This is a genomic window from Streptomyces sp. CA-135486 (assembly GCF_050936555.1).
GTDB lineage: Bacteria > Actinomycetota > Actinomycetes > Streptomycetales > Streptomycetaceae > Streptomyces.
Genome location: NZ_JBNJMM010000001.1, coordinates 2,461,596 through 2,484,015 on the forward strand (window position 1 = coordinate 2,461,596; position 22,420 = coordinate 2,484,015).

Here is a 22,420-nt window from a genome sequence, read left to right on the forward strand (position 1 = left end):
TTTTACCGACGCGTAACTTCCAATCTTTAGTTACTCGTGCGTAAGTTGACGTGAGCACCACCCCCCCAATCCAGCCATCGCTACTCCCTTGAGCCGCAAGGAGACTGCCCGATGCTGCCCTGGAAACGTGCGCTCAGACCCGTCGCAGCCCTGCTGTTGGCCGTCTCAGCCACCCTCACCCCCACAGTTGCCGCATACGCCGATTCAGCCACTGACCCGGCCCTGGAATCGGCACCCCACAGCGGTTGGAACAACTACTCCTGCAAGCCCTCCGCCGCCCATCCCCGTCCCGTCGTCCTCGTCCACGGCACCTTCGGTAACTCCGTGGACAACTGGCTCGCACTCGCCCCGTACTTGGTGAACCGCGGATACTGCGTCTTCAGCCTCGACTACGGGCAGCTCCCCGGCGTGCCCTTCTTCCACGGCCTCGGCCCGATCGACAAGTCGGCCGAGCAGCTCCACACGTACGTCGACAAGGTGCTCACCGCGACCGGCGCACCCAAAGCGGATCTCGTCGGCCACTCCCAGGGCGGCATGATGCCGCGCTACTACCTCAAGTTCCTGGGCGGGGCGGACAAGGTGAACGCGCTGGTGGGCCTCGGACCCGACAACCACGGCACGACGCTGAGCGGTATCGCGAAGCTGCTGCCCTACTTCCCCGGTGCGGAGGACCTGCTCAGCGCCGCGACCCCGGGGCTGGCCGACCAGGTGGCCGGCTCCGCCTTCCTGGCCAAACTCAACGCGGGCGGCGACACCGTGCCCGGCGTGCGCTACACGGTCATCGCCAGTCGGTACGACGAGGTCGTAACGCCTTACCGCACGGCGTACCTGGAGGGACCGAACGTACGGAACGTCCTGCTGCAGGACCTGTGTCCGGTCGACCTGTCGGAGCATCTGGCGATAGGGCTGTTCGACCGGATTGCCTACCACGAGGTGGCGAACGCCCTTGATCCGGCGCACGCCACCCCGACGAATTGCGCGTCAGTCTTCAGCTGACGCTGGTGCCCGATGGACGGTCAGCGGCTGCGACGGCCGCTGACCGTCGCCTTGCGCCGGCCGGCCCCGAACACCGTGGCGGCACCGAGGGCGAGGGTGGCGGCACCGCCGATGGCGATGTACGAGGTGTTGCTGTCACCGCCGGTCTCGGCGAGGTTCTGGGTGCTGGGCTCGGAAGCGCTCTTGGCCTCGGGAGCATTGGGAGCACTGGGGGCGGGAGTCTCGGCCTTGGCGCTGTGATCGCCCCCATGCCCGTTGTGATCCACGGTGGACTTGTCCGCGCTGTCCGCGATCTCCTTCTCGGAGGGAGCGGACGCGGTCGGGGCGGCGGAGCCGGCGCCGCCGTTGTCCTGGCCGAAGACCACGTCGGAGCAGGTGTAGAAGGCCTCGGGCGAGTCCGAACGCTGCCAGATCGAGTAGATCAGATGCCGCCCGGACTTGTTCGGGACGGCGCCGTCGAAGATGTACTCACCGTTCACCAGCTTGGGGTTGGTGACCTTCGCGAACGGCTTCTCCTCCAGGTCCGACCACTTCAGCGGCTTCGTCGGGTCGTACCCGTCCTTGGTGAGGTACAGCTCGAAGGAGCCCCTGTGCGGGGCGGTCGCCTTGTAGTGGAAGGTGTGATTGCCGGACGCGAGCTTGGACGACGGCCAGTCGACCCGCGGCAGATCGAGCCCCTTGTACTTGTCCCGTCCCGCGCTGCACAGCTTGCCGTCCGGGATCAGCTGCTTGTGATTGCCCGCGGCGTTGGCGATGTTGACTTCGTTCCAGTCGTAGAAGGCCTGCGTCCCGCTGGCCGCGACCGCCGCCTTGCACGCCGCGGAGTCCGGGCTTTCCGGCCCCTCGGCAAAACAGGCGGACACCCGGCTGACCGGGTCGGTCATCGACCCATGCGCAACGGCCGGCGCGGCGGCGAGCCCGACGATCGCGAGCGGCGCGATGCAGAGGGCGGCGACCGTGGTGACCTTACGGCGGCGAGCGGTCATGGTGACGTACTCCTTCGAGAGAGCGGTGTGGGGGGTCCAGAGCCGTGTTCGAAGGAGCGGCGCGGCCCCCCGTAGGACTACGGCACCGAGCCTTCGAACGGGCTCCGGCGATCAGCAAGCTAGCGGCTCGGGAGGCTGAAATCGCCTGCTGGGAGGGGGTGATGGCGATCCTTATGCTGCGTTTAAGGAGGCGCTAAGAGGGGGCTCAGGAAGCGGGGCGGTACCTGTTGCCGGAGCGGCGGAGGTGAGGGGGAGCTGTCCGTCGCGGCCCAGGGCGCGCCTGCGAGCCGGTGGCCGGCGGGCCGGGACTGTCTGTGGGTGAAGTACGGGCGGGTGGGTGGTGGTTGGCCTAGTGTCGGTGGTCTGGGGCTGGGGCGGCGTCGGGGGTGCGGGTTGGTCGAGGACGGCGGGCGGGTGTTCGTCAGTCACGCGGGGGCGGACCGGGCGTGGGCGGAGTGGGTGGCCTGGCAGCTTGAGGACGCCGGGTATGAGGTGGAGCTGGACTACTGGGACTGGCGGGCGGGCGAGAACTTCATCCTCAAGATGAACACCGCGCTGGAGCGGGGCCGGATGCTGGCGGTGTTCTCGGCCGCGTACTTCGACCCCGACCGGTTCACGACCGACGAGTGGACGGCGGTCCTGGCGGCGAAGAAAAAGCTGATCCCGGTACGCATTGATGATGCGGCCGTGCCGCCCGTGCTGACTCCCGTGCTGGCTGCTTCGCTGGTGGGTCTGGAAGAGGGGGAGGCCGAGCGGGCTCTTGTGCAGGCGGTCGGCGGGCCGCGTCGCCCTGACACCAAGCCCTGGTATCCCGGTGGCGGTCGGTTACGGGAGATGGGTGGGTCGGGGCCGCGGTTGCCGGGGAGTCTGCCGAGGGTGTGGAATCTGCCGGTGCGCAATGCCGGGTTCACCGCCCGGGACGGGCTGTTGGTGCATCTGCGTCAGGCCCTGACGTCGGGTTCGCGGGTGGCGGTGCAGGCGCTGCGGGGGCGTGGCGGGGTGGGCAAGACGCAGCTGGCGATCGAGTACGGGCACCGGTTCGCCGGGGAGTACGAACTGGCCTGGTGGATCCGTTCCGAGGAACCGGCGCTGATTCCGGACCAGTTGGCGGCGCTGGCCGTGAAGACCGGTGCCGCCCAGAGAGATGATCCGCCGGCGGAGGCGTGCGAGGCGCTGGCGGAGGAGCTGCGCACGCGGGGGCGGTGGCTGCTGGTGTTCGACAACGCCGAGGACCCTGCGGCGCTGGCCCCCTATCTGCCCGGCGGCAGGGGGCATGTGCTGATCACCTCGCGCAACCCGCACTGGCAGGACCAGGCGCGCGTGGTCGAGGTGGACGCCTTCGCGCGTGAGGAATCGGTGGAGCTGCTGCAGGCCCGTGTTCCGGGGATGAATGAGGCGGACGCGGGGCGGCTGGCGCAGGAACTGGAGGACCTGCCGCTGGCCCTGGTCCAGGCCGCGGCCCTTCTCGCCGACGGGCTCACCCTCGACCAGTACCACCGTCTGCTTCAGGAGCGCATCAGCAAGGTGCTGGACGAGGGCCGCCCTGACAGCTACCCGGTGTCGTTGGTCGCGCAGATCCACCTGAGCACCCAGCGCCTGGGGCGCACCCATACCGCCGCCCTCGCGCTGCTGCACGCCTGTGCCCTGTTGGCTCCCGAGCCCTTCCCGCTGCGCGCGTGCACCCGCCCTGTCCCGGACTCCCCCTCGGTCGTGGCCGGGCTGCTCGACAATCCGATGGCCGCCGGTAAGGCGCTGGGGGCACTGGCGCGGCAGGGGCTGGCCCGGGTCCAGGACGGCACGGTGCAGCTGCACCGCCTGACCCAGGCCGTCGTCCGCGACCAGCTCACGGCGTCCGAGCGCGCCGATGCGGCCCGGGCGGCGGAGACCCTGTTGATCGCTGCCACTCCCCGTCAGGCGTCCGATCCGGAGACCTGGCCCGCCTGGCCCGACGTCATTCCCCATCTCCTGGCCCTCGACCCCGGCGAGTTCACCACGCACGAGGGCCGGTACGCGGCATGCGACGTCTGCTGGTACCTCATGGACCGCGGCAACGCGAGCATCGTTCTGGACCGCCTGCAACAACTCCACCAGACCTGGACCGAGCAACTGGGCCCCGACCACCAGCACACTCTGTGGGCCGCCCTCCATCTTGCCCGCGCCTACGGCGACACCCGTAACCACACGCAGGCCCGGGCCTTGGACGAGGACACGTTGGCCCGGCAGCGGCGGGTGCTGGGTGACGATCACCCCGACACGCTGATCGCCGCCTCCAACCTGGCCGTCGACCTGGCGGACATGGGGGAGGTGGAGGCTGCCCGGGCTCTGGAGGAGGACACGTTGGCCCGGCAGCGGCGGGTGCTGGGTGACGACCACTCCAACACCCTGCGCACCGCCTCCAACCTGGCGGTCCGGCTGGCGGATCTGGGAGAGGTGGAGGCAGCCAGGGCGCTGGGTGAGGACACGCTGGCCCGGCGCCGGCGGATGCTGGGTGACGATCACCCCGACACCTTGGCCACCGCCTCCAACTTGGCTGTCGACCTGGCGGACATGGGGGAGATGGAGGCTGCCCGGGTGCTGGGTGAGGACACGCTGGGCCGGCAGCGGCGGGTGTTGGGTGACGATCACGCCGACACGCTGATCGCCGCCTCCAACCAGGAGGGCCGGCTGGCGGATCTGGGGGAGGTGGAGGCTGCCCGGGTGCTGGGTGAGGACACGCTGTGCCGGCAGCGGCGGGTGTTGGGTGACGATCACGCCGACACCCTGGCCACCGCCTCCAACCTGGCGGTCCGGCTGGCGGATCTGGGGGAGGTGGAGGCTGCCCGGGTGCTGGGTGAGGACACGCTGGGCCGCCGCCGGCGGGTGTTGGGTGACGATCACGCCGACACCCTGGCCACCGCCCAGTTTCTCGATGAGCTGCCCGGCAGCGCGGAAGTCTGAACCGAGCCCGACGATTGCACAGTTGGCCGAGCGACGCCGCCGGCCGGGGATGAGGGCGGGTGATACGTAAACCGGCGGCCGTGTCACGTGGACACGGCCGCCCCGGTGCGGGCGGGGATGACCGAGGAGGGCTGTATCCGCGGGCACGTCGTGGTGCGGAGCGCCTGGCGTGACGCCAGCACCTATTCGATCCTGGAGCGCGAATGGGAGGCCGCGCCAGGCACAACTGGATGACCGGCTTCCGCGCCATGGACGCACTACTTCAGCAGCCCGAGGGGGAGTTCCCGCGTGAGTGATCAGTCCGGCCGGCTCAAGAAGCCGTTCCTGTACGTCGTCGTCTGCGCGGCCGGGATCGCCAGGGACGTCGGCAAGCTCATCACCGTGGCCCAGGAACGTAATTGGGACGTCGGCGTCGTGGCGACCCCGCCAGCGCTCGGCTTCATCGATGCCCGGGCGGTCGAGGCTCAGACCGGCTACCCGATCCGCTCCGCCTGGCGCCGCCCCGGCGACCCGCGCCCGTTGCCGCCGGCTGATGTGATCGCGGTGGCTCCCGCCACCTTCAACACCATCAACAAGTGGGCGTCCGGAATCTCCGACACCCTGGCGCTGGGCATCCTGTGCGAGGCATACGGCTTCGGCATCCCCACTGCCGTACTTCCCTATCTCAACGCGGCGCAGGCTGCCCACCCCGCGTATGGGCAGAGTCTGGAGCGGCTACGGACGATGGGCGCTTTGATCGGTGACTACGAGCCCCACCAGCCCAACGCGGAAGGCGGCGCCGATCGTTTCCGCTGGGAGCAGGCACTCGAGCTGCTGGAACCGGCCCGTCGTCGAGAGTGATCGCGCCCGCGCGAAGGGCCGCGCGCACCAGGCGCTCGACCTGGTGATCATGCCGGCGTGGCTGATGCTCGTGGTCGGCGATCCGGTGCGCGGGGCGAGGGCCCTACCGGCCGCGGTGATCGAGCAGATCGGTCAACTTGCCCCTGTGGGCGAGGACTTCGAGCTCGTCCAGGGCCTGGACCGCATGCTTCGCCGCCTCCGGGTCGCGGGCCGCGAGCCCGCTCGCCTCGAACTCGTCCTCGTCCAGACGCAGCACCGACAAACCGTCCGCCGACACCCACAGATCGAGGTCCAGGTCCTCCACGGTCAGCTTGTCGCCGTCGAGCGTGGCGGGACGGGTGATGTCGCAGTACCAGCCCTTCAGCGTGCCGTCGCCGGCGCGGACCTCCTTCACCGAGTACCAGCGGTCCCGCCAGTAGTGCTCGGTGAAGACATCGCCCGCCTCGAAGCGTACGAAGCCGAAGTCGCGCGTCCCCTCGCCCGCCCACGGCGCGCGCACCGTCACCTGGGTGCCGTCGTCCGCGAGCAGCTCGGCGGAATAGCGGATCTTGGTCCGGCCCCCCTTGACCAGGACCACCTCAACCAAGCGTGCGGACATGCCGTACCTCCGTAGCGAAGAACTCGTAACCAGCGCACGGTACGTGCCCGCAGGGTCGTGTCGCCTCCCCATTTCCCCCGAGGAGGGAGAGCGGCTGGGGGACAATCGGCGGGTGACCTTGAACATCGCCATCGACTCCGATGCGGCTGTCGCTCCGTACGAACAGCTGCGCAGCCAGATCTCCGAACAGGCCAGGTCGGGCGTGCTGCCCGTCGGCTACCGGCTGCCGACGGTACGCGGCCTCGCGGAGGACCTCGGCCTCGCCGCCAACACGGTGGCCAAGGCGTACCGCGCGCTGGAGGCCGACGGTGTGATCGAGACGCGCGGCCGCAATGGGACGTTCATCGCGGCGGCGGGGGATGCGGCGGACCGGCAGGCCGCGGCGGCCGCGGCGGCCTATGCCGAGCAGGTGCAGCGGCTCGGCCTCACACGTGCCGACGCCCTGTCGGCGGTGCAGGACGCGCTGCGCGCGGCGTACGGGGGTTGAGGGCTGGGGCCTTTCGCGCCTTCGGCCCCATGTCCTCAATCGCCGGCGGGGCTGCCCGGGCAGATCAAGCCCCGCCGGCGATTGAGGCGCGGAGCCCCGGGGTCAGAGGTACAGGCCCGCGTCCGCGCCGTCGTGCTGCGGGGGCACCGACGCCGGGGTGTTGCCGCGGCGCAGGGCGTACAGCTCCGCCAGCGTCGCGCCCTCGCGGCCGACGCCCTCCTCCGTACCCAGCCAGTTCACCGACTCCTTGCGGGTCAGCGCGCCCACCTCGATCCGGGCCAGACAGCGGCCCGGGCGGACCACGGCGGGGTGCAGTCGCTCCAGGTCCTCGTTGGTCGTCACGCCCACCAGGACGTTGCGGCCCTGGCCGAGCAGGCCGTCCGTGAGGTTGAGCAGCCGCGACAGCGCCTGGCCCGCGGTGTGCTTGGCCTCGCCGCGGATCAGTTCGTCGCAGTCCTCAAGGAGAAGCAGCCGCCAGCGGCCCTTCGACGTGCCCTCGTCCTCGCCGATCGCGATGTCCATCAGATAGCCGACGTCGTTGAAGAGCCGCTCCGGGTCGAGTACGCAGTCGACCTGGCACCAGTCCCGCCAGGAACGGGCCAGCGTGCGCAGCGCGGAGGTCTTACCGGTGCCGGGCGGGCCGTGCAGCAGGAGCAGCCGGCCCGCGATGTCGTCCGGCGTCACCTTCATCAGCCGGTCCATCGCGTCGGCCACCGGCGCCGTGTAGTTGGGCTTGACCTCGTCCCAGGTCCCAGCGGCGATCTGGCGCGTCGTGCGGTGCGGACCGCGCCGCGGCGACACGTACCAGAACCCCATGGTGACGTTCTCCGGCTGCGGTTCGGGCTCGTCGGCGGCGCCGTCCGTCGCCTGCTTGAGCACCTTCTCGGCGAGCTCGGAGGTGACCGCGGTGACCGTGATGTCGGCGCCGCGGTTCCAGCGGGAGATGAGCAGCGTCCAGCCCTCGCCCTCGGCGAGGGTGGCGCTGCGGTCGTCGTCGCGCGCGCAGCGCAGCACGGAGGCGGCGGGCGGCAGCAGGGTGGCGCCGGGCTTGACGCGGTCGATGGTGGAGCTGTGGGAGTACGGCTGCTCGCCCGTCGCGAAACGGCCGAGGAACAGCGCGTCGACGACGTCCGAGGGTGAGTCGCTGTCGTCGACGTTGAGCCGGATCGGCAGTGCGTCCTGAGGCTTGGCAGACATGCGCCCATGATCCGGCACGCCGCCGCCGAGCGCACGGTGTTTTGACCGGTGGCGCGCCCGGGGGCGGCCGGCGGGTCCGGCCGGGCGGGAGACCCCTTCGGGTCCGGCCGCGCGGGAGGCCCCTTCGGGTCCGGCCGCCCCAGGGGGCCGTTCGGGTCCGGCCGCGCGGGAGGCCCCTTCGGGTTCGGCCGTGCCCGAGGCCCGTTCGGGTTCGGCCGTGCCCCGGGCTCCTTCCCGCATCAGCCGCCGGCCCGGCGGATCAGGCTCCCGACCCGACGCGCCCGGCGTACCATGGCGTACCCCTTGGTGAGCGCCCGGTCCTTGGCGAAGTTGCGGGCGATCGACCGGCCTTCGATCAGCCGCTCGAACTCCTCGATGCCGGTGCTTCGCCGCACGGTCACCCGCTGCAGGGCGTACGGCCCCTGCCGGGGCAGGGCGAGGGCGTTGCCCACGGCGAGCGACTGCGCGAAACCCGCGGCCCGGACCGTACGCCGCACCCGGCGGCTGGAGTAGCCGTACGGATAGGCGAAGGAAACCGGCAGGGCACCCAGTTCGTCGCCCACGATGTCCCGGCAGCGGATGGTCTCGTGGCGCAGCCGGTCGTCGTCGAGCTGGTCCAGCTGCGGATGGGTATGGGTGTGCCCGCCGATCTCCGTGCCGGCGGCGGCCAGTTCGCGCACCTGGTCCCAGTCGAGCATGGTGTCGAGCGCGCCGCCTTCGTCGTACGGGCCGCGCAGCCAGCCGGTCGAGACGAAGAGTGTCGAGGCGAAGCCGTGCTTGGCGAGCACGGGGAGAGCGTGCCGGTGCACGCCCTCGTAGCCGTCGTCGAAGGTGATCAGCACCGGGCGGCGTGGCAACGGCCGGCTGCCGCCCGACCGCCAGGCGTCGCCCAGCTGTGCGGTGGTGAGGGGTGTGAACCCGCGCTCGCCGAGCAGCTCGAGCTGCTCGGCGAACGCGTCGGGCGAGACGGACAGGCCGTGCGTGGCCTCGGCCGGCCGGTGCCCGATGGCGTGGTACATCAGGATGGGTACGGGCTGGATCACGCAGGCTCACCTCGCGCGTCCGACGCGGGGGTCACGGGCCTGGACGGGACCGGCTCGGACGGCGGGACCGTTTTCGAGGGGGCCGGGCCCGAGGGGGCCCGGCCTGCCACGATCGGACCCGACGAGAACCTCACGCCGCCCCCGCGCGCCCGCACGCTTCCCACCGCATAGCCGCCCGCCGCCACCGCCACCCCCGTGACGATCGCGGCCGCCCGGCCCGCGCCGCCCCGGCGACCCAGCAGTGCGTCGCGCAGCCCGCGCGCGACTCCGGCCGGGAGCACCCGCGTGGTGTACCGGCGCTCCGACTCGAGCCCCTTGTCCGCGCCCACACTTCTGGCCACGAGCGCCTTGGACAGGCCCTCCGCGTAGGCGCGGGTGCGGAAGTACCCGAAGCGTTCACGCGCGGCCGGGACCTTGTGGTGGATCACCGCGCGGTCGTCGATCAGCAGCACGGCGTCCGGCAGCGCCTTGGTGAGCCGGATGCAGAGCTCGGTCTCCTCGCAGCCCAGCGGGCGTTTGTCGCCGTCGCGCCCGATCCCGGTGGCGAAGCCGCCCGACGCGTCGAATGCGCTGCGCCGGAAGGACGCGTTCCCGCCCAGCACATTGCGCACCCGCACCTTGCCGCGCGGCAGGCCCCGGTACGTACAGCCGACCACCCAGTCGAACTCCTCGGGGAACCAGAGGGGCCTGCGCCCGGACGCCCACGCCGCCCTCGTTTGCCCGCCGACGGCCATCACCCGCGGTTCGTCGTACCCCTCGGCAAAGTACCGCAGCCAGTCGCGCTCGGCCACGGCGTCGTCGTCCAGGAAGGCGACGAACTCGCCACGGGCGGCGGCGATCCCTGTGTTGCGGCCCGCGGAGAGGCCGCGGGGGCCCGCGTTCGCGAGCACCCGCACCTTCTCGCCGTCCGCCGCGCGTTCACCCTGCTCGCCGTACTCCTGGTACTCCTTGGTGAGCCGGTCCAGGAGCGCCGGATTGTGGTCGACGACGAGCAGCGTCTCCAGAGCCGGCAGCGACTGACGCCGTACGGAGTCGACGGCCGCGAGGATGTCCTCCCAGCGGTCCTCCGTATAGACGCAGATCACCACGGAGAAGCGGCGGTCGCTCAAGACGCCTCTCCCCGCGGGATCCTGAGGCTCAGCGCGGCCTCACGGCGGCGCTGGGCGCGGCTTACGCCCTTCTCCTTGAGGATCACTCTGAGGACCCGCAGTCCGTCCCGTACGGCGCTGAGGTTGCTGACGCCGTGGATGCGGAGGTACTCGTGGCTGGGGACCTCCTGTACGCGCAGTCCGGCCTTGACGACCCGGACGTTCATCAGGGTCTCTATCTCGAAGCCCGTGCAGTCCAGGGTGATCTTGTCCAGGCAGTGCTTCCAGAAGGCGTTGTATCCGTAGCAGAGGTCGGTGTAGCGAGCTCCGAACTTGGCGTTGACGATGGTGCACAGGACCCAGTTGCCGAGCTTGCGGATCGGGGTCATGTCGTCGGTGCCGCCGCCGTTGGCGAAGCGGGAGCCCTTGGCGAAATCGGCGCCCGAGACCAGTGCCGAGACATAGGAGACGATCTCCTGGCCGTCGGCCGAGCCGTCCGCGTCGACCATTACGATGATGTCGCCCGTGCAGGCGGCGAATCCGCTGATGAGGGCGTCCCCTTTGCCCTTGCCGACCTGCTTGACGACCTTGACGTCCGGCCACAGTTCACGGGCGACCTGAACGGTGTTGTCGCTGGAATTCCCGTCCACCAGCACGACTTCATGAATCCAGTCGGGCAGGGTCTTGAAGACGTACGGAAGATTTTCCGCCTCATTCATGGCGGGGATCACGACGCTCACGGGCGGAGTGATCGCGAGATGCGAGGAGATCGGCCGGTACACATGGGACAGCCGGCCGACTTCCTTTGCCGGAGCTTCAGCCTCGGCGGATCTTTCGGAAGTTCCCCCCTGGTGCGACGGTTCGGTGAACTGATCTTGCCCCGGAGCGGCCGGGCGCAGGACTGAGCTCATGAGTCTGTTTCCCTCTCCACCGGTGGACCGCCCGCCCCCGGGCAGTCCGGATGAGTTTCCGGTTTGAAAGGGGGGTTCTTCTCACCCCGCCCATGACGGCAAGCGGCTCCGTACTTGGTGGGTGAGCTGGCAAAACTGACCGCGCGGCGTACGGCTCGGATTGAGCGCGAAAACCGAGCACGGCACCCCCCTACCGCGCCCCGCTCCGAAGCCATCGCGACGCTTGAGCCCTCCCCTAGAGCCGCTTTGCATGATGGTCCGTTGCGGGTGGATGTACGACGGTATTGATAATTAGGACTGTATGACAAGACCTGGGACAGGGACTCACTTTTTTACTTTTTTGATACTGATTCGTCCTTCGGATGCGAACAGTCCGGATCCGATTGTCTTGATCCCTTTCATCAATCGGTCGGCTGTATTGAGGTGTTCTGGATTCCGGATTCGCCGTCCGAGTGCCCAGAGGAAGAGCAGTGCGGTGATCATGGCGACGGCCGTGATGCCCCCGTCGACCGTCAGAACACGTGGCGACGACAGTGATTGGGCCACCGCCAGATCGATGACGATCGCGCCGGTCGCGGCCATGGTTGCCCGGGTCGCTGGGTCCAGTCGGGGAAGCGCGGCGGCGAGACCGCCGGCCGGTCCCGCGAACAGGAAGAAGAGGACGAACGGAGCGCGCAGCGGCGAGTGAACGCCGGCCATTGCCAGTGCGACTCCTGCCGCAGAGACGGCGCACGCGGCGCCGGCGAGCGGCGGCAGCAGGTTTTTCCGGACTGCTGACAGCTTGTCTCTGATCGTCGGCATGGCCGACTTGCCCCCCAAGGCGCCGGATGTTCCGGTTGCTGACCCTCCATGCTGCGCAGTGCGCGACGCACCGTCAAGAAGCCCTACGGAAACATTCTTGGCATGGACACTTCCAGTGAAGTATGGGCGCTGCTACGAAAGTTGTGGCAGAGATCCTGCTAAAGGGAGGTTCCATGAAACTGTCCCGAATCACGGCATTCTCCTCCTCACTCCTCCTCGGCGTCGTCCTCGCTCTCACCGGTGCCGGCCAGGCTCAGGCCACGGACACCGCTCTCGCCCTTGACTATGTGGCCCTGGGCGACTCGTACTCATCAGGCGTCGGAGCCGGCAGCTACGACAGCGCAAGCGGCGACTGCAAGCGCAGCACGAGGGCCTACCCCAAGCTCTGGGCGGCCGCGCATTCACCCTCGTCGTTCGCATTCACCGCTTGCTCAGGCGCTCGTACGGGTGATGTCACGGCCGGTCAACTCGGCCCCCTCAGCTCCGCCACCGACCTCGTCTCCCTCACGGTCGGCGGCAATGACGCCGGCTTCTCCGACGTCATGACCACGTGCGTCCTGCAGTCCGAGTCCAACTGCATCAACCGGATCAACCAGGCTCGCGCGTACGTCGACACCACCCTGCCCGGCAAGCTCGACTCGGTGTACTCGGCCATCAGATCCAAGGCGAGCGCCGCCCGCGTCGTCGTCCTCGGCTACCCCCGCTTCTACAAGCTCAGCGGCAGCTGCATCGCCGGAATGACCGAGAAGAAGAGGGCCGCGATCAACTCGGCCGCGGACCATCTCAATGCCGCCATCGCAAAGCGCGCGGCCAACCACGGCTACGACTTCGCCGATGTCGTGCCCCCCTTCACCGGACACGAGATCTGCTCCGGGTCGGCCTGGCTGCACAGCGTGAACTGGCTCAACATCGGCGAGTCCTACCACCCCACCGCCGCCGGACATTCCGGCGGCTATCTGCCCGTCTTCACCTCGCACGCCTGAACACGGCGTAGCCGGCGCCCGCTGCGGCCGCGCCCGGCGCGGTCGCGTTCCCGGCGGGTGTGTTCGGCGTGTAGGAGCCCCCGTCCGTCGGGGTCTCCTGATGGCAGGTGACAGAGAAGTCGATCCAGTTCGAGCGGACCTCGACCGGACTCCGGATCTCCACCCGGATCCGGTCGTGGTGCGTCCCGTCCTGCTTGTACGTCAGCTCGATATGGCTGACCTGCTTCTGCTTCGAGCCCCCGGCGGCGAAGTCCAGCGTCTTCCAGCCGGAGCCGGAGCTCTCCCCGCTCTTGGTCGCCCAGCGGTAGTCGACGGTCGCCGGGGTACGCCCCACGGTGATCGTCGCGCGGAAGGCCGGAGCCTCCGCTTCGGGCGGCGGGCAACTGCCCGAGTAACTGCCCTGCACGCTCTGGGCGTAGACGCTGACGGTCTGCGGCGGTGTGTGCGCACCGCCATTGCCGCCGCCACCGTTGTTGCCATTGTTTCCGCTGTTGCCTGTGTTGTCCGCGTTGCCGCCGTCCGTTCCGCCTCCGGGGGCGGAGGGCGTGCTGCCCGGACCGGCGCTCGAACTGCCCGTCGCAGGGGGCGCGCTGCGGCCGTTGTTGTTCCCGGCGCCCTGGGTCCTGTCCTTCTGGACCAGTGCCCAGGCGAGGCCGCCGATCGCGAGAAGCAGCACGGCAACCCCGGCGATCAGCACCACCGTCGCCCGCCGGGCGCGGTCGGGCGGCACACCGGTGGTGGCCGTGGTGGCCGGACCCGGCACCGGGGTGGGCGCGGGCGGCAGCGGATGCACGACCGGGGTGGGTGAACCGGCCCCCACGGTGGGGCTGTACGGACCGGGCAGCGGCGCAGCGGTACGGGCCGCGCCACCGCCCGCGGCCACCACCCGCAGCTGCCGCTCGGCCTCCTGCGCCGAAAGCCGCTCGGCCGGGTCCTTGCGCAGCAGCCCCGCAATCAGCGGCCCCAGCGGACCGGCCCGGTGCGGTGGCGGCAGCTCCTCGTCGACGACGGCCCGCAGTGTGCTCAGCGGGGTGTTCTGGCGGAAGGGGGAGTTGCCCTCGACCGTGGCGTACAGCAGGACACCCAGCGACCAGAGATCCGACTCGGGCCCCGGCGTACGCCCCAGCGCCCGCTCGGGGGCGAGGAATTCGGGAGAGCCGATCAGCTCGCCCGTCATCGTGAGGTTGGAGGACCCCTCGACCGTCGCGATCCCGAAGTCGGACAGCACCACGCGGCCGTCATTGCCGATGAGTACGTTTCCGGGCTTCACGTCCCGGTGCAGCACCCCCGCGTCGTGCGCCGCGCGCAGGCCCGCGAGGATCTCCGCGCCGATGTGCGCGGCTCGCTGCGGGGGGAGGGGCCCCTCGGCGTCCAGCACATCGGAGAGCGCGAGCCCGCGGATCAGCTCCATCACGATCCAGGGCCGGCCGTCCTCGGTCGCCACGTCGTAGACGGTCACCACATTGCGGTGCGAGATCCGGCCGGCGGCCCAGGCCTCCCGCTCCAGGCGGGCGTACAGCCGCCGCTCGTCGTTGGTGCCGAGGGCGGCGGGGGCGCGGACCTCCTTGACCGCGACCTCCCGGCCCAGCAGCTCGTCGCGGGCGCGCCACACCACGCCCATCCCGCCCTCGCCCAAGGGGCTCAGCAGGCGGTAGCGCCCCACCACCAGCCGCTCATCACCCGGCACTTCGCTCACAGCGAGCCCCCATCGGTAGCAGAGCAACTACCCCAAGTTAGCTCACGCAAGTGCTGTTGCCGCCCCCTTGAGCGCCAATCCGCAGCCGAGGGCGAGGACGACGCAGGCGGTGCCCAGCGGCATGACGCGCTGAACTGCGGAGAAGAGCCGTCCCTTGCGGCGGCTGCGCTCGGCGAGCAGACGGGAGGCGCGCTCGCCGAGCCGGACCGCGGCGAAGCCGGCGGCGGCGAGGGTGAGGGCGAGCCCGAGGCCGTACGCGAGGACGAGCAGGAGGCCGAACCAGGCGCGGCCGAGCGCGGCGGCGCCGACGAGGACGACGACGGCGGACGGGCTGGGGACGAGCCCGCCGGCGAAGCCGAGCAGAAGGGTGGAGCGGAGTCCGAGCGCTCGGTGATCGTGGCTGTGGCTGTGGCTATGCCCGTGCGCGTGGCCATGGCTCGAGCCGTGCTCGTCCGGGTGCCCGTCGTCGTGGCTGTGGCTCTGTCCGTGCCCATGGGAGTGCCCTTGCCCATGGTCGTGCCCGTGGCCGTGCCCGTGGGAATGCCCATGCGCGTGCCCATGCGCATCGCCGCGGTTCTGCCATGCCCTTCGTACGAGCACCACCCCCGCAACCGCCACCAGCGCGCCGCTCGCCACGCCCAGCCACGCCACCACGGACGGCGCCGCCGCCGAACCCACCGCGATCAGACCGCCGAGTGCGAACACCCCGAGCGTGTGCGTGATCGTCACCGACGCGCCCAGCGAGAGGACGTCACGCAGGGAGTTCTTCCCACCCGCTGCCGCCGCGGCCGCCATCACCGTCTTGCCGTGGCCCGGCGCGAGCGCGTGCAGCGCGCCCAGCAGCACCGCGGTCGCCAGGGCCAGCGCGGCGAATCCCATGGTCAGTTCGCGGCGGGACACCAGATTTGTCAGCGCCTGCGTCCAGCGGTCGGCGCCGCGGGGCAGTACGGAGGCCGGGGCCGCGGCCTCCTCCCGGTCCGTCGCCGCGGGCGCGCCGCCGGGCACGGCCGAGAGCGCGGCCGTCGTGACGTCGGGTGCCGAGGAGAGCTGCCCGTTCGGGTACTGCGTCAGCCGCCGTGAGGTGGACGCGTGCGGGACGTCGGACGAGGCGAGCGTCATCCGGTCGCCGCGGGCCGTGATCTCCCGCCAGCCCGGTCCGTTGCCGCTGCCCGCCGCCCGGAACCCGATCGTCTGTTGGCCGTCGGGCAGTTCGGCCGTCAGTCTGCACTCGAGCCGGAGCGTCGGCAGCCCGGCCTGCCCGGGGCGTACCTCGGCGGTGCTCGCACCGGGCGTGAGCGCGACGGCGCGCCGCTCGACGGTGACCCGGCTGCCCCGGGCCGCGTCCTGGCAGCGCCCCTTGGCCCACTCGGACAGCTCGGCGGGGGACATCTCCCGGTCGCCGTTCCGGTCGACCCTGGAGCGGGCCTGGGCGGCGGGGATCTCCGCCAGGTCCTCGACATGGTCGACGCTCAGCAGCCCGGGCGCGACGAGCAGCCCGTCGTAGCGGTTGACCGTGAAGTTCCCCAGGGGATGCGCGGCGGCCGTCCCCGCGGGCAGCACGGCGAGCGCGGCCCCGGCGATCAGGACCGCCGCGCCGACGGCGGTCGTACGCCTCTTCATGACGCCTCCAGAGCCTGCAGTGCGGCCCGGGCCGCGCGTGAACCGGTGGGGGAGAAACCGGGGTTGATCTTCAGCGCGGCGGTGAGCGAGGCACGGGCGGCCGCCGTCTTGCCCGTGGCCCGCTCGATCATGCCGCGGTGGTAGAGGAACACCGCGTTGCGGCAGCCGGCCGGTGCCGACGTGGCGAGGTACGGCAGCGCCTCGGCGGAACGGCCGTTGACGTGCAGGGCCCAGGCCAGCGCGTCCGCCGTGTGCACGGTCCGGCGCTTTTTCCACTCGGCGCGGGCGGCGGTAAGCGCCTGTGCCTTGTCGCCGTGGTCGGCCAGGGCGAGCGCGGTGTCCAGGTCGGTGTCCACGCCGTTGGCGCGTGCCAACTCGGTCCAGGTGCCGATCAGTTCGTACTGGCTGCGGGCGTCGGCCTTGCGACCCGAGGCCTCGTACAGCTCACCCAGCGCGACCAGCTGTCCCGGCAGCGGCAGCCTGTCCACCACCGCTTCGAGTCCGGACACGGCGCCCTTGGTGTCGCCGCGCGCGGCCTGGGTGCGGGCACGCCCCTCGAGCGCGGGCAGATACCCCGGGTCCGCATCGAGCGCCGTGGTGAAGTACTTCAGCGCCGGGGCGTACGCTCCCTGGCTCCACTCCAGTTGGCCCAGAGCCGTGGATACGTACGCCATGTCGCCGGGGGAGGAGGCCGAGTTCATCGCGATGTTCAGCACCCGGCGGGCCCCGGCGACATCGCCACGCAGCTCCAGTACGTACGCATAGCGCGTGAAGACGGGGATGCCGGGACGTCGGTCGTCGGCCTGCTCGGCCGCCGCCAACGCCTTTTCGTAGTTGCCGAGTTCGACAAGAGCGTCGATGCGGGAGGCCATCGCCCGCTCGCTGAACGCATTGACCTTCAGCGCCGCCTCCGACTCGCGCAGCGCGCCGTGGAAGTCGTGCCGCGCCGCCGCGAGTGCGGCACGGCCGGCGAGCGCCGCGTCGTTGTCCCGCGGCTGGAGCGCCAGCGAGCGGGCCAGTGCCTTGTCGGCCTGCGGATACCGGGTCGGGTCACCGCTGGTCCTGGCCTGCTCGACATAGGCGGCGCCCAGCGTCGCCCACCCCCGGGCGTCCTTGGGCTGGGCCCGCAGATGCGTCTGGAGGCCGGTGACCCCCCGGGCGAGGTCACCGGTGCCTATCCGGTCGAGCGGTGTGTCCGCGGCGGGTGCGGCAGTGCGGGCCGTCGAGGGCTCCCGGTCCGCACCGCCCGCCATGACGACGCCCACGGTGAGGGCGAGGGCCAGCGTCCCGGCGGGAAGCAGCAGCCCCCAGACCCTCCCCGCCCCGGTCCGGGGGCCAGCCCCGGACCGGGGACCCGGCTCCCGGCCGCCCGGGTCGCGGCCGGTGGCCGCGGTCGTGTCTGGCGCCCTTCGCAGGGACATCTGTCTGCCCTTTCGGTTCGTAGGAGCGTTTGCGTCGTAGCAGGGTTTTGAGCTGTGTCCCGGTCAGCTGTACAGATTGCGGCGCCGCATCCGCCACCAGCCCAGCCCCAGGGCCACGAGCAGCACACCCGCACCCGCGGAGACGGCCGAGACGACCAGCGTCGTGTTGGTGGCGTCACTGCTGGATGCCGCCGACGACGCGCCACCGGTGAGCAGGTTGCCCTGGGCGTCCTTGGCCGCGGCCTCCTTGGCGAGCGGGCCCCGCGAGCCGGAGGTCGGCAGCGCCACATACGGGAAGGAGTGGCTGAACTTCTGGTCGTTCTCGTTGACCGCGTCGCCCAAGTCGTTCTTGGTGCCGACCAGTTCTCCCTCGACCACCTGGAGCGCGATGTCCAGGACGTCGTCCGAGAGCCGCCGTCCGTTCGGGAATCCGGCGTTGTCGCCGTCGAGCACGCCCAGCCTCTTCGGCTCCGCGCTCGGCGGGATGGATGTGTTGAGCCGCAGCGCCTCCGCGGGGCGGACGTGCGGCGGCTTGTTGAGCTTGTCGACGCCGGTCAGGAACACCGAGACCAGGTCGTCGCGCGGCTCGGCCGGGGCCTTGATCTTGTAGATGCCCTCGATCAGCTTCGGCAGTTCCGGCTGGGTCACGAACTGCAGGAAGTCACCGTCGTTCCACGGGTGGGACGCGTTGAACTTGTCCTTGTCCTTGACGGGGATGACGACCTCGTTGACCAGCGGCATGCCGAGCCGGGACACCTGCTTCCAGTGACCGCTCGCGCTCTTGCGCTGGGTGGTCGACCAGATGCCGACGATGGGCTGCTCCTCCGACTGCCGGATGTACGCGGTCGGCACCTGCAGGGCGATGGAGTTGACGTTGTAGCCCTTGAGCGTGTCGTTGCCGACCTCGGTGAGGTTCGCGCCGTAGAGCAGGTCGAAGACGCGCAGGTCGGCGAAGAAGGAATCGTCGGCCTGACCCGCGAACGCCGTCGATCCCCCGGGGAGTTGCTTCACCGCCTGGTCGCGCAGGCTCTGGTAGTCCGGCATGGACGCCTTGCCCACGTTCGACGGTGCCACCGGCAGATCGTCGGCGATCTTTGTGGAGTGCTTCACATGCTGGTTCTTCAGCCTCAGCAGATCGATGTCGTACGTCTGCGTGATGTTGAGGTCCGGGTCGTCGAGCGCGGTGACGGGGCCGGTGTTGAAGAGGAAGGTATTGCCGTTCTTGACGTGGTCCTTGAAGGTCCACCGGTAGATCAGGTCGCCCTGGGCGTCACCGTCGCTGTCGATGTGGATGTCGTACTGCGCGTCGTCGGCGAACTTGAAGAAGTTCGGGCCGCCGGCCGGCTCCTGGAACGGCAGGAAGTTGCCCACGATCGTGGTGGTGTCGGGCTTGTCGGGGCTGACGAACGCGTATACGTCGGTGTTGTCGTACTGAGGCTGCCCGGAGATCAGCGGAGCCTCACGGTGGCTGGAGGCCCGGGCCGTCCCCGGCTCCAGACCGGTCACGCCGGAAGCCACGAGCGCCCCGGTGGCCAGCGCCACGCAGGCGAGTGCGGCGAGCCTCCGGGCCCCCCGCCCGTTGCTGCTGAGTGCGGTCATCGAATCTGTCCTTCACGCGAGTGCTGGTCGAGCTTCATTGCCAGTCATTCGGTGCGGAGGGCCGAGCGGATTGGTCAGAAGTCCGAGAAGTTCTTCGAAGGCCGAGCGCGTTCGCTGACGCGGGGGCCAACTCGCCCTGGAAACAGATGGATCCGTAGACTGGTCGTCAACTCGCGTACAGGTGTGGTGAATCCTGCGCCCGGGATACACGAGTGTCATGGCGGGGCGATAGGGTTAATCTGCCCGGGGCCGGGTGCCCTCGTACGGGTGGGGAGTGACATGGAACAGATAACGGTGCGCAGCAGGGCGCGAGTGCCTGCGATCACGTGTGGGAGCAGCGCGACCAGCTCGCGTCTCGACCGCCATCTCTCGGTGCTCGGTGGCCCTGTGGTCCCGCAGCGCGAGTCGGCCGAGGCGACGTCGCTGATGCGCGAGCTCACCTCGCGTGATGTGGCGCACACCCGAAGGAGCAGGAGCGCGCGTGTCTCGCTCTTCGCGCCGCTTCGGCGGCTGCGTCGCTCGCTGTTCGGGAGCCGCCGGTAGGCCCGCGGGTCCCTGGTGGGCCCGCGGCTTCGCCACGGCTCGAGCGGCGCCCGGCACCCCGCTCGTCGGCCGCGCCGCCGTCGCGCTCCCTGACCTGGGCGCGTCGGCGGATTCTCGGTATCCCCTCCGCAGTTCATCCGTCCCCTCATGCGCTCAGGCGATCACACCGTCCCGGCGCAGCCCCGCTGTCGCCTGATCCGTCATCCCCAGGGCCTTCAGCAGCGCGTCGGTGTGCTCGCCCAGTGCGGGAACGGCACCCATCCTCGCCTCCGGCCCGCCCGGCAGGGTGATCGGAGGCAGCAGCGCCCGCAGGGGTCCGACCGGGGAGTCCACCTCTCGCCAGCGGTCCCGCGCCGCGAGCTGTGGATGCGCGGCCACGTCCGTCACGTTGTTGAGCCGGGCGCACGCGATGCCCGCCGCCTCCAGGGCCCCGATCGCATCCGCCGTACTCAGCCGGGCCAGCACCGCGGCCACCGCCGCATCGGTCTTCTCCCGGTTCGCCGTGCGGGCGGTGTTGGTCGCGTAGACCGGGTCATGCGCCAGTTCGGGACGCCCGAGCACCTGCTCGGCCAGCCGCCGCCACTCCCGGTCGTTCTGCACGGACAGCAGGACCTGTCCGCCGTCCGCCGTGGAGTAGGCGTCGTACGGGGAGATGACGGCGTGCGCGACCCCGGTGCGCGCCGGGGCTTCGCCCCCGTGCATCCCGTAGTGCAGCGGATGCCCCATCCACTCGGCCAGCGAATCCAGCATCGAGATCTCCACCGGCCCGCCGAGCCCCGTGGTGCCCCGCCGCAGCAGGGCGGCGAGCACGCCGGAGAAGGCATACATCGCCGCCGCGATGTCGGCGGCGGGAACGCCCGCCTTCACCGGCTGCTCCGCGGTCCCGGTCACCGACACCAGACCCGCCTCGCACTGCACGAGCATGTCGTAGGCGCGCTTGTGTGCGTACGGTCCCTCCGCGCCGTACCCGGAGATGTCCACGGCGATCAGCCGCGGGTGCGCCGCGCACAGGGTGGCCGCGTCCAGAGAGAGCCGGGCGGCCGCTCCCTGGGCGAGGTTCTGTACGAATACATCGGCGTCCGCGACGAGCTGACGCACGATGTCGAGGCCGCGCGGGTCCTTCAGATCGATGGCGATGGACTCCTTGCCGCGGTTGCACCAGACGAAGTGCGAGGCGAGCCCGCGGGCCGCCGTGTCGTATCCACGCGCGAAGTCTCCGCCGTCAGGGCGCTCGATCTTGATGACGCGGGCGCCGAGATCGGCGAGCTGGCGCGTGGCGAAGGGCGCCGATACGGCCTGTTCGACGGCGACGACCGTGATCCCGTCGAGGGGGAGTGGCGGGCCGGCAGGAGGGTGGCTCATAACAGCCGTACCTATCGTGTAGGTGCCACGTTTGTCACCCCCCTGGCCGCTCGGGGGCCGTTCCGGGTGACACGCGACTCCTTCTACCCTCACAGCAGCGCGAACTGACCCTCCGGGCCTTCTTCGTGGTGATCGAGTACGGAGGCGGGCCGCCGGGCCGCGCCGGGCGGCGGCAGCACGCCCGGCAGCTCCAGCTCCGATCCCACCTTCAACTCCCGCTGCTGGGACAGGAGTTCGCCCAGCAGAGCCAGCACGGTGATCAGCTCAAGAAGCTCGGAGGTCCACTCCTGCGGCCAGGCCGGGGGCCGGATCGCCTCCAGCGTGCCCGGTTCGCCCGCGACGGTCCGGCGCTCGAACCAGAGCTCAAGGACGCGTACGCCACCGACGTGGAAGTCCCAGGCCTCGGCGGGCACGGGAGAGATACGGCCCTCGCCCAGGCTCAGCACCTCGTCATCGGCGTCATACGCGATCGCATCCGGCCGCGCGGGCACGGCGGCACGTACATACGGCCGGCGGCCCCCGGGCAGTCTGGGGCGCTCTCCGCCGCGGGCGCCGCGCAGCTGGATCCCGGTCATCCGCCGTCCCAATTCCACACCGGAAAGCCAGACGTCAGGGTCGGCGGGCAGCGGTACCACGCATCCGGCGGCCGTGGACCGAGCGGCCGCGGCAATCCAGGCGGCCACCTCGCCGGCGTCGACCTGGTGCCCGTACCGGCCGCTGAGGGCGGACAGCAGTCCGGGCGCGAGATTCGGCTCGATGCCACCGGGACGGCGGTACAGCGGCCGGATACGCCCGGGCCGTCCGGCGGGGGAGCGCCCGTCGGGCAGTACGGCAGAGACGCTGACGGCCGGCCCGGAGGCCTCCGCCACCCATCCGTGCTCCACGACGAACACCTGGTGATCGTCGGCGACCCGCCACAATTCGGGCCGGGCGGTGTCGATCAGCCGGTGGTCGGGGATCAGCCACTGCTGGTCGAAGGGCCCGTGCGTCACCCGCACCGGCGCCGGGCAGCGCCCGTCCTCCCGTACGAACCGGACGGTCCCCGTTCTCTGCCCGGGCAGCTGACTGACGGCGCTGTGCGGCGTACGGGAGCGGGTGCACCCGAACAGCGCGTCCCGCTCGTCGCCCCCGGCCCGTATCAGGGCATCCCAACGAGCCTTGAGCGAGGCGGCATCCGGAGCCATTACCCAGGGCCGCCCCAGCCGCAGGGGTGCGGTGCCCCACGGCATGAGCTCGTCCAGCTTCGGCATGCGGAAATGCTAAGTCACCCAGGTTCGTGGTCGCCGTGGGCCTGGGGGCACTGGTGGTTGCT

General features: G+C 70.7%; 19 protein-coding genes. 6 read left to right on the top strand and 13 right to left on the bottom strand.

Going from position 1 to position 22,420, the window contains the following annotated elements; translation table 11 throughout:
• Positions 1 to 111 precede the first annotated feature (111 nt).
• Positions 112 to 996, top strand: a complete 885-nt coding sequence (locus ACQEVG_RS11170) for an esterase/lipase family protein (RefSeq protein ID WP_432980756.1) — start codon at positions 112 to 114, stop codon at positions 994 to 996.
• Between the two features lie 20 nt (positions 997 to 1,016).
• Here ACQEVG_RS11170 and ACQEVG_RS11175 read toward each other — a convergent pair whose 3' ends face one another.
• The gene (locus ACQEVG_RS11175; RefSeq protein WP_432980758.1) at positions 1,017 to 1,982 is read right to left on the bottom strand and encodes a lytic polysaccharide monooxygenase auxiliary activity family 9 protein; all 966 of its coding nucleotides are present in this window, start codon (positions 1,980 to 1,982) and stop codon (positions 1,017 to 1,019) included.
• 414 nt (positions 1,983 to 2,396) lie between these two features.
• Between ACQEVG_RS11175 and fxsT the strand changes: the two genes are divergently transcribed.
• Together fxsT and ACQEVG_RS11185 are read left to right on the top strand one after the other, a co-directional pair.
• Positions 2,397 to 4,919, top strand: coding sequence for an FxSxx-COOH system tetratricopeptide repeat protein (gene fxsT / locus ACQEVG_RS11180; RefSeq protein ID WP_432980760.1), 2,523 nt, complete (start codon positions 2,397 to 2,399; stop codon positions 4,917 to 4,919).
• Between the two features lie 288 nt (positions 4,920 to 5,207).
• Positions 5,208 to 5,759, top strand: coding sequence for a flavoprotein (locus ACQEVG_RS11185; protein WP_432980762.1), 552 nt, complete (start codon positions 5,208 to 5,210; stop codon positions 5,757 to 5,759).
• Between the two features lie 103 nt (positions 5,760 to 5,862).
• Here ACQEVG_RS11185 and ACQEVG_RS11190 read toward each other — a convergent pair whose 3' ends face one another.
• Positions 5,863 to 6,357 carry a DUF402 domain-containing protein gene (locus ACQEVG_RS11190; protein WP_432980764.1) on the bottom strand — a complete coding sequence of 165 codons (495 nt, stop codon included), beginning with the start codon at positions 6,355 to 6,357 and terminating at the stop codon, positions 5,863 to 5,865.
• A gap of 112 nt (positions 6,358 to 6,469) precedes the next feature.
• On the opposite strand from ACQEVG_RS11190, the gene ACQEVG_RS11195 reads away from it, so the two are divergent.
• On the top strand, positions 6,470 to 6,844 hold the full coding sequence (locus tag ACQEVG_RS11195) for a GntR family transcriptional regulator (RefSeq protein ID WP_432980766.1): 375 nt from the start codon (positions 6,470 to 6,472) through the stop codon (positions 6,842 to 6,844).
• Between the two features lie 102 nt (positions 6,845 to 6,946).
• On the opposite strand, the gene ACQEVG_RS11200 is transcribed toward ACQEVG_RS11195, so the two are convergent.
• The 5 genes from ACQEVG_RS11200 to ACQEVG_RS11220 all read right to left on the bottom strand — a co-directional run bounded on the left by ACQEVG_RS11200 (position 6,947) and on the right by ACQEVG_RS11220 (position 11,884).
• Positions 6,947 to 8,041, bottom strand: a complete 1,095-nt coding sequence (locus ACQEVG_RS11200; RefSeq protein ID WP_432980768.1) for a DUF5925 domain-containing protein — start codon at positions 8,039 to 8,041, stop codon at positions 6,947 to 6,949.
• Positions 8,042 to 8,280: 239 nt separating this feature from the next.
• Positions 8,281 to 9,060: a polysaccharide deacetylase family protein gene (locus ACQEVG_RS11205; protein ID WP_432985267.1), complete on the bottom strand. Its 780-nt coding sequence runs from the start codon at positions 9,058 to 9,060 to the stop codon at positions 8,281 to 8,283.
• A 20-nt stretch (positions 9,061 to 9,080) separates the two neighbouring features.
• Positions 9,081 to 10,193 carry a glycosyltransferase family 2 protein gene (locus ACQEVG_RS11210; protein WP_432980770.1) on the bottom strand — a complete coding sequence of 371 codons (1,113 nt, stop codon included), beginning with the start codon at positions 10,191 to 10,193 and terminating at the stop codon, positions 9,081 to 9,083.
• Positions 10,190 to 11,083 (bottom strand): glycosyltransferase family 2 protein, encoded by an 894-nt coding sequence (locus ACQEVG_RS11215; RefSeq protein ID WP_432980772.1) that lies wholly within the window; start codon positions 11,081 to 11,083, stop codon positions 10,190 to 10,192. The genes ACQEVG_RS11210 and ACQEVG_RS11215 overlap by 4 nt, the downstream gene beginning before the upstream one ends.
• Before the next feature lie 324 nt (positions 11,084 to 11,407).
• On the bottom strand, positions 11,408 to 11,884 hold the full coding sequence (locus ACQEVG_RS11220; protein ID WP_432980774.1) for a hypothetical protein: 477 nt from the start codon (positions 11,882 to 11,884) through the stop codon (positions 11,408 to 11,410).
• 173 nt (positions 11,885 to 12,057) lie between these two features.
• Here ACQEVG_RS11220 and ACQEVG_RS11225 point away from each other — a divergent pair, with 173 nt between their 5' ends.
• Entirely contained in the window at positions 12,058 to 12,867 is an 810-nt protein-coding gene (locus ACQEVG_RS11225; protein ID WP_432980776.1) for an SGNH/GDSL hydrolase family protein, read from the top strand.
• Here the strand turns inward: ACQEVG_RS11225 and ACQEVG_RS11230 are convergent.
• The 4 genes from ACQEVG_RS11230 to ACQEVG_RS11245 form a co-directional block, all read right to left on the bottom strand.
• Positions 12,851 to 14,563 (bottom strand): serine/threonine-protein kinase, encoded by a 1,713-nt coding sequence (locus tag ACQEVG_RS11230; protein ID WP_432980778.1) that lies wholly within the window; start codon positions 14,561 to 14,563, stop codon positions 12,851 to 12,853. The two genes, ACQEVG_RS11225 and ACQEVG_RS11230, sit on opposite strands and share 17 nt — an antisense overlap.
• 42 nt (positions 14,564 to 14,605) lie before the next feature.
• Positions 14,606 to 16,183 (bottom strand): nickel transporter, encoded by a 1,578-nt coding sequence (locus tag ACQEVG_RS11235; protein WP_432980780.1) that lies wholly within the window; start codon positions 16,181 to 16,183, stop codon positions 14,606 to 14,608.
• Positions 16,180 to 17,604: a tetratricopeptide repeat protein gene (locus ACQEVG_RS11240; protein WP_432980782.1), complete on the bottom strand. Its 1,425-nt coding sequence runs from the start codon at positions 17,602 to 17,604 to the stop codon at positions 16,180 to 16,182. Before ACQEVG_RS11240 ends, ACQEVG_RS11235 begins: the two co-directional genes overlap by 4 nt.
• A 63-nt stretch (positions 17,605 to 17,667) precedes the next feature.
• Positions 17,668 to 19,203 carry a DUF4331 domain-containing protein gene (locus ACQEVG_RS11245; RefSeq protein WP_432980784.1) on the bottom strand — a complete coding sequence of 512 codons (1,536 nt, stop codon included), beginning with the start codon at positions 19,201 to 19,203 and terminating at the stop codon, positions 17,668 to 17,670.
• Between the two features lie 279 nt (positions 19,204 to 19,482).
• On the opposite strand from ACQEVG_RS11245, the gene ACQEVG_RS11250 reads away from it, so the two are divergent.
• Positions 19,483 to 19,746, top strand: coding sequence for a hypothetical protein (locus ACQEVG_RS11250; protein WP_360882177.1), 264 nt, complete (start codon positions 19,483 to 19,485; stop codon positions 19,744 to 19,746).
• Positions 19,747 to 19,899: 153 nt separating this feature from the next.
• Here ACQEVG_RS11250 and ACQEVG_RS11255 read toward each other — a convergent pair whose 3' ends face one another.
• Entirely contained in the window at positions 19,900 to 21,108 is a 1,209-nt protein-coding gene (locus tag ACQEVG_RS11255) for a CaiB/BaiF CoA transferase family protein (RefSeq protein WP_432980786.1), read from the bottom strand.
• Positions 21,109 to 21,197: 89 nt separating this feature from the next.
• Entirely contained in the window at positions 21,198 to 22,358 is a 1,161-nt protein-coding gene (locus tag ACQEVG_RS11260) for a type ISP restriction/modification enzyme (protein WP_432980789.1), read from the bottom strand.
• Between the last annotated feature and the right edge of the window lie 62 nt (positions 22,359 to 22,420).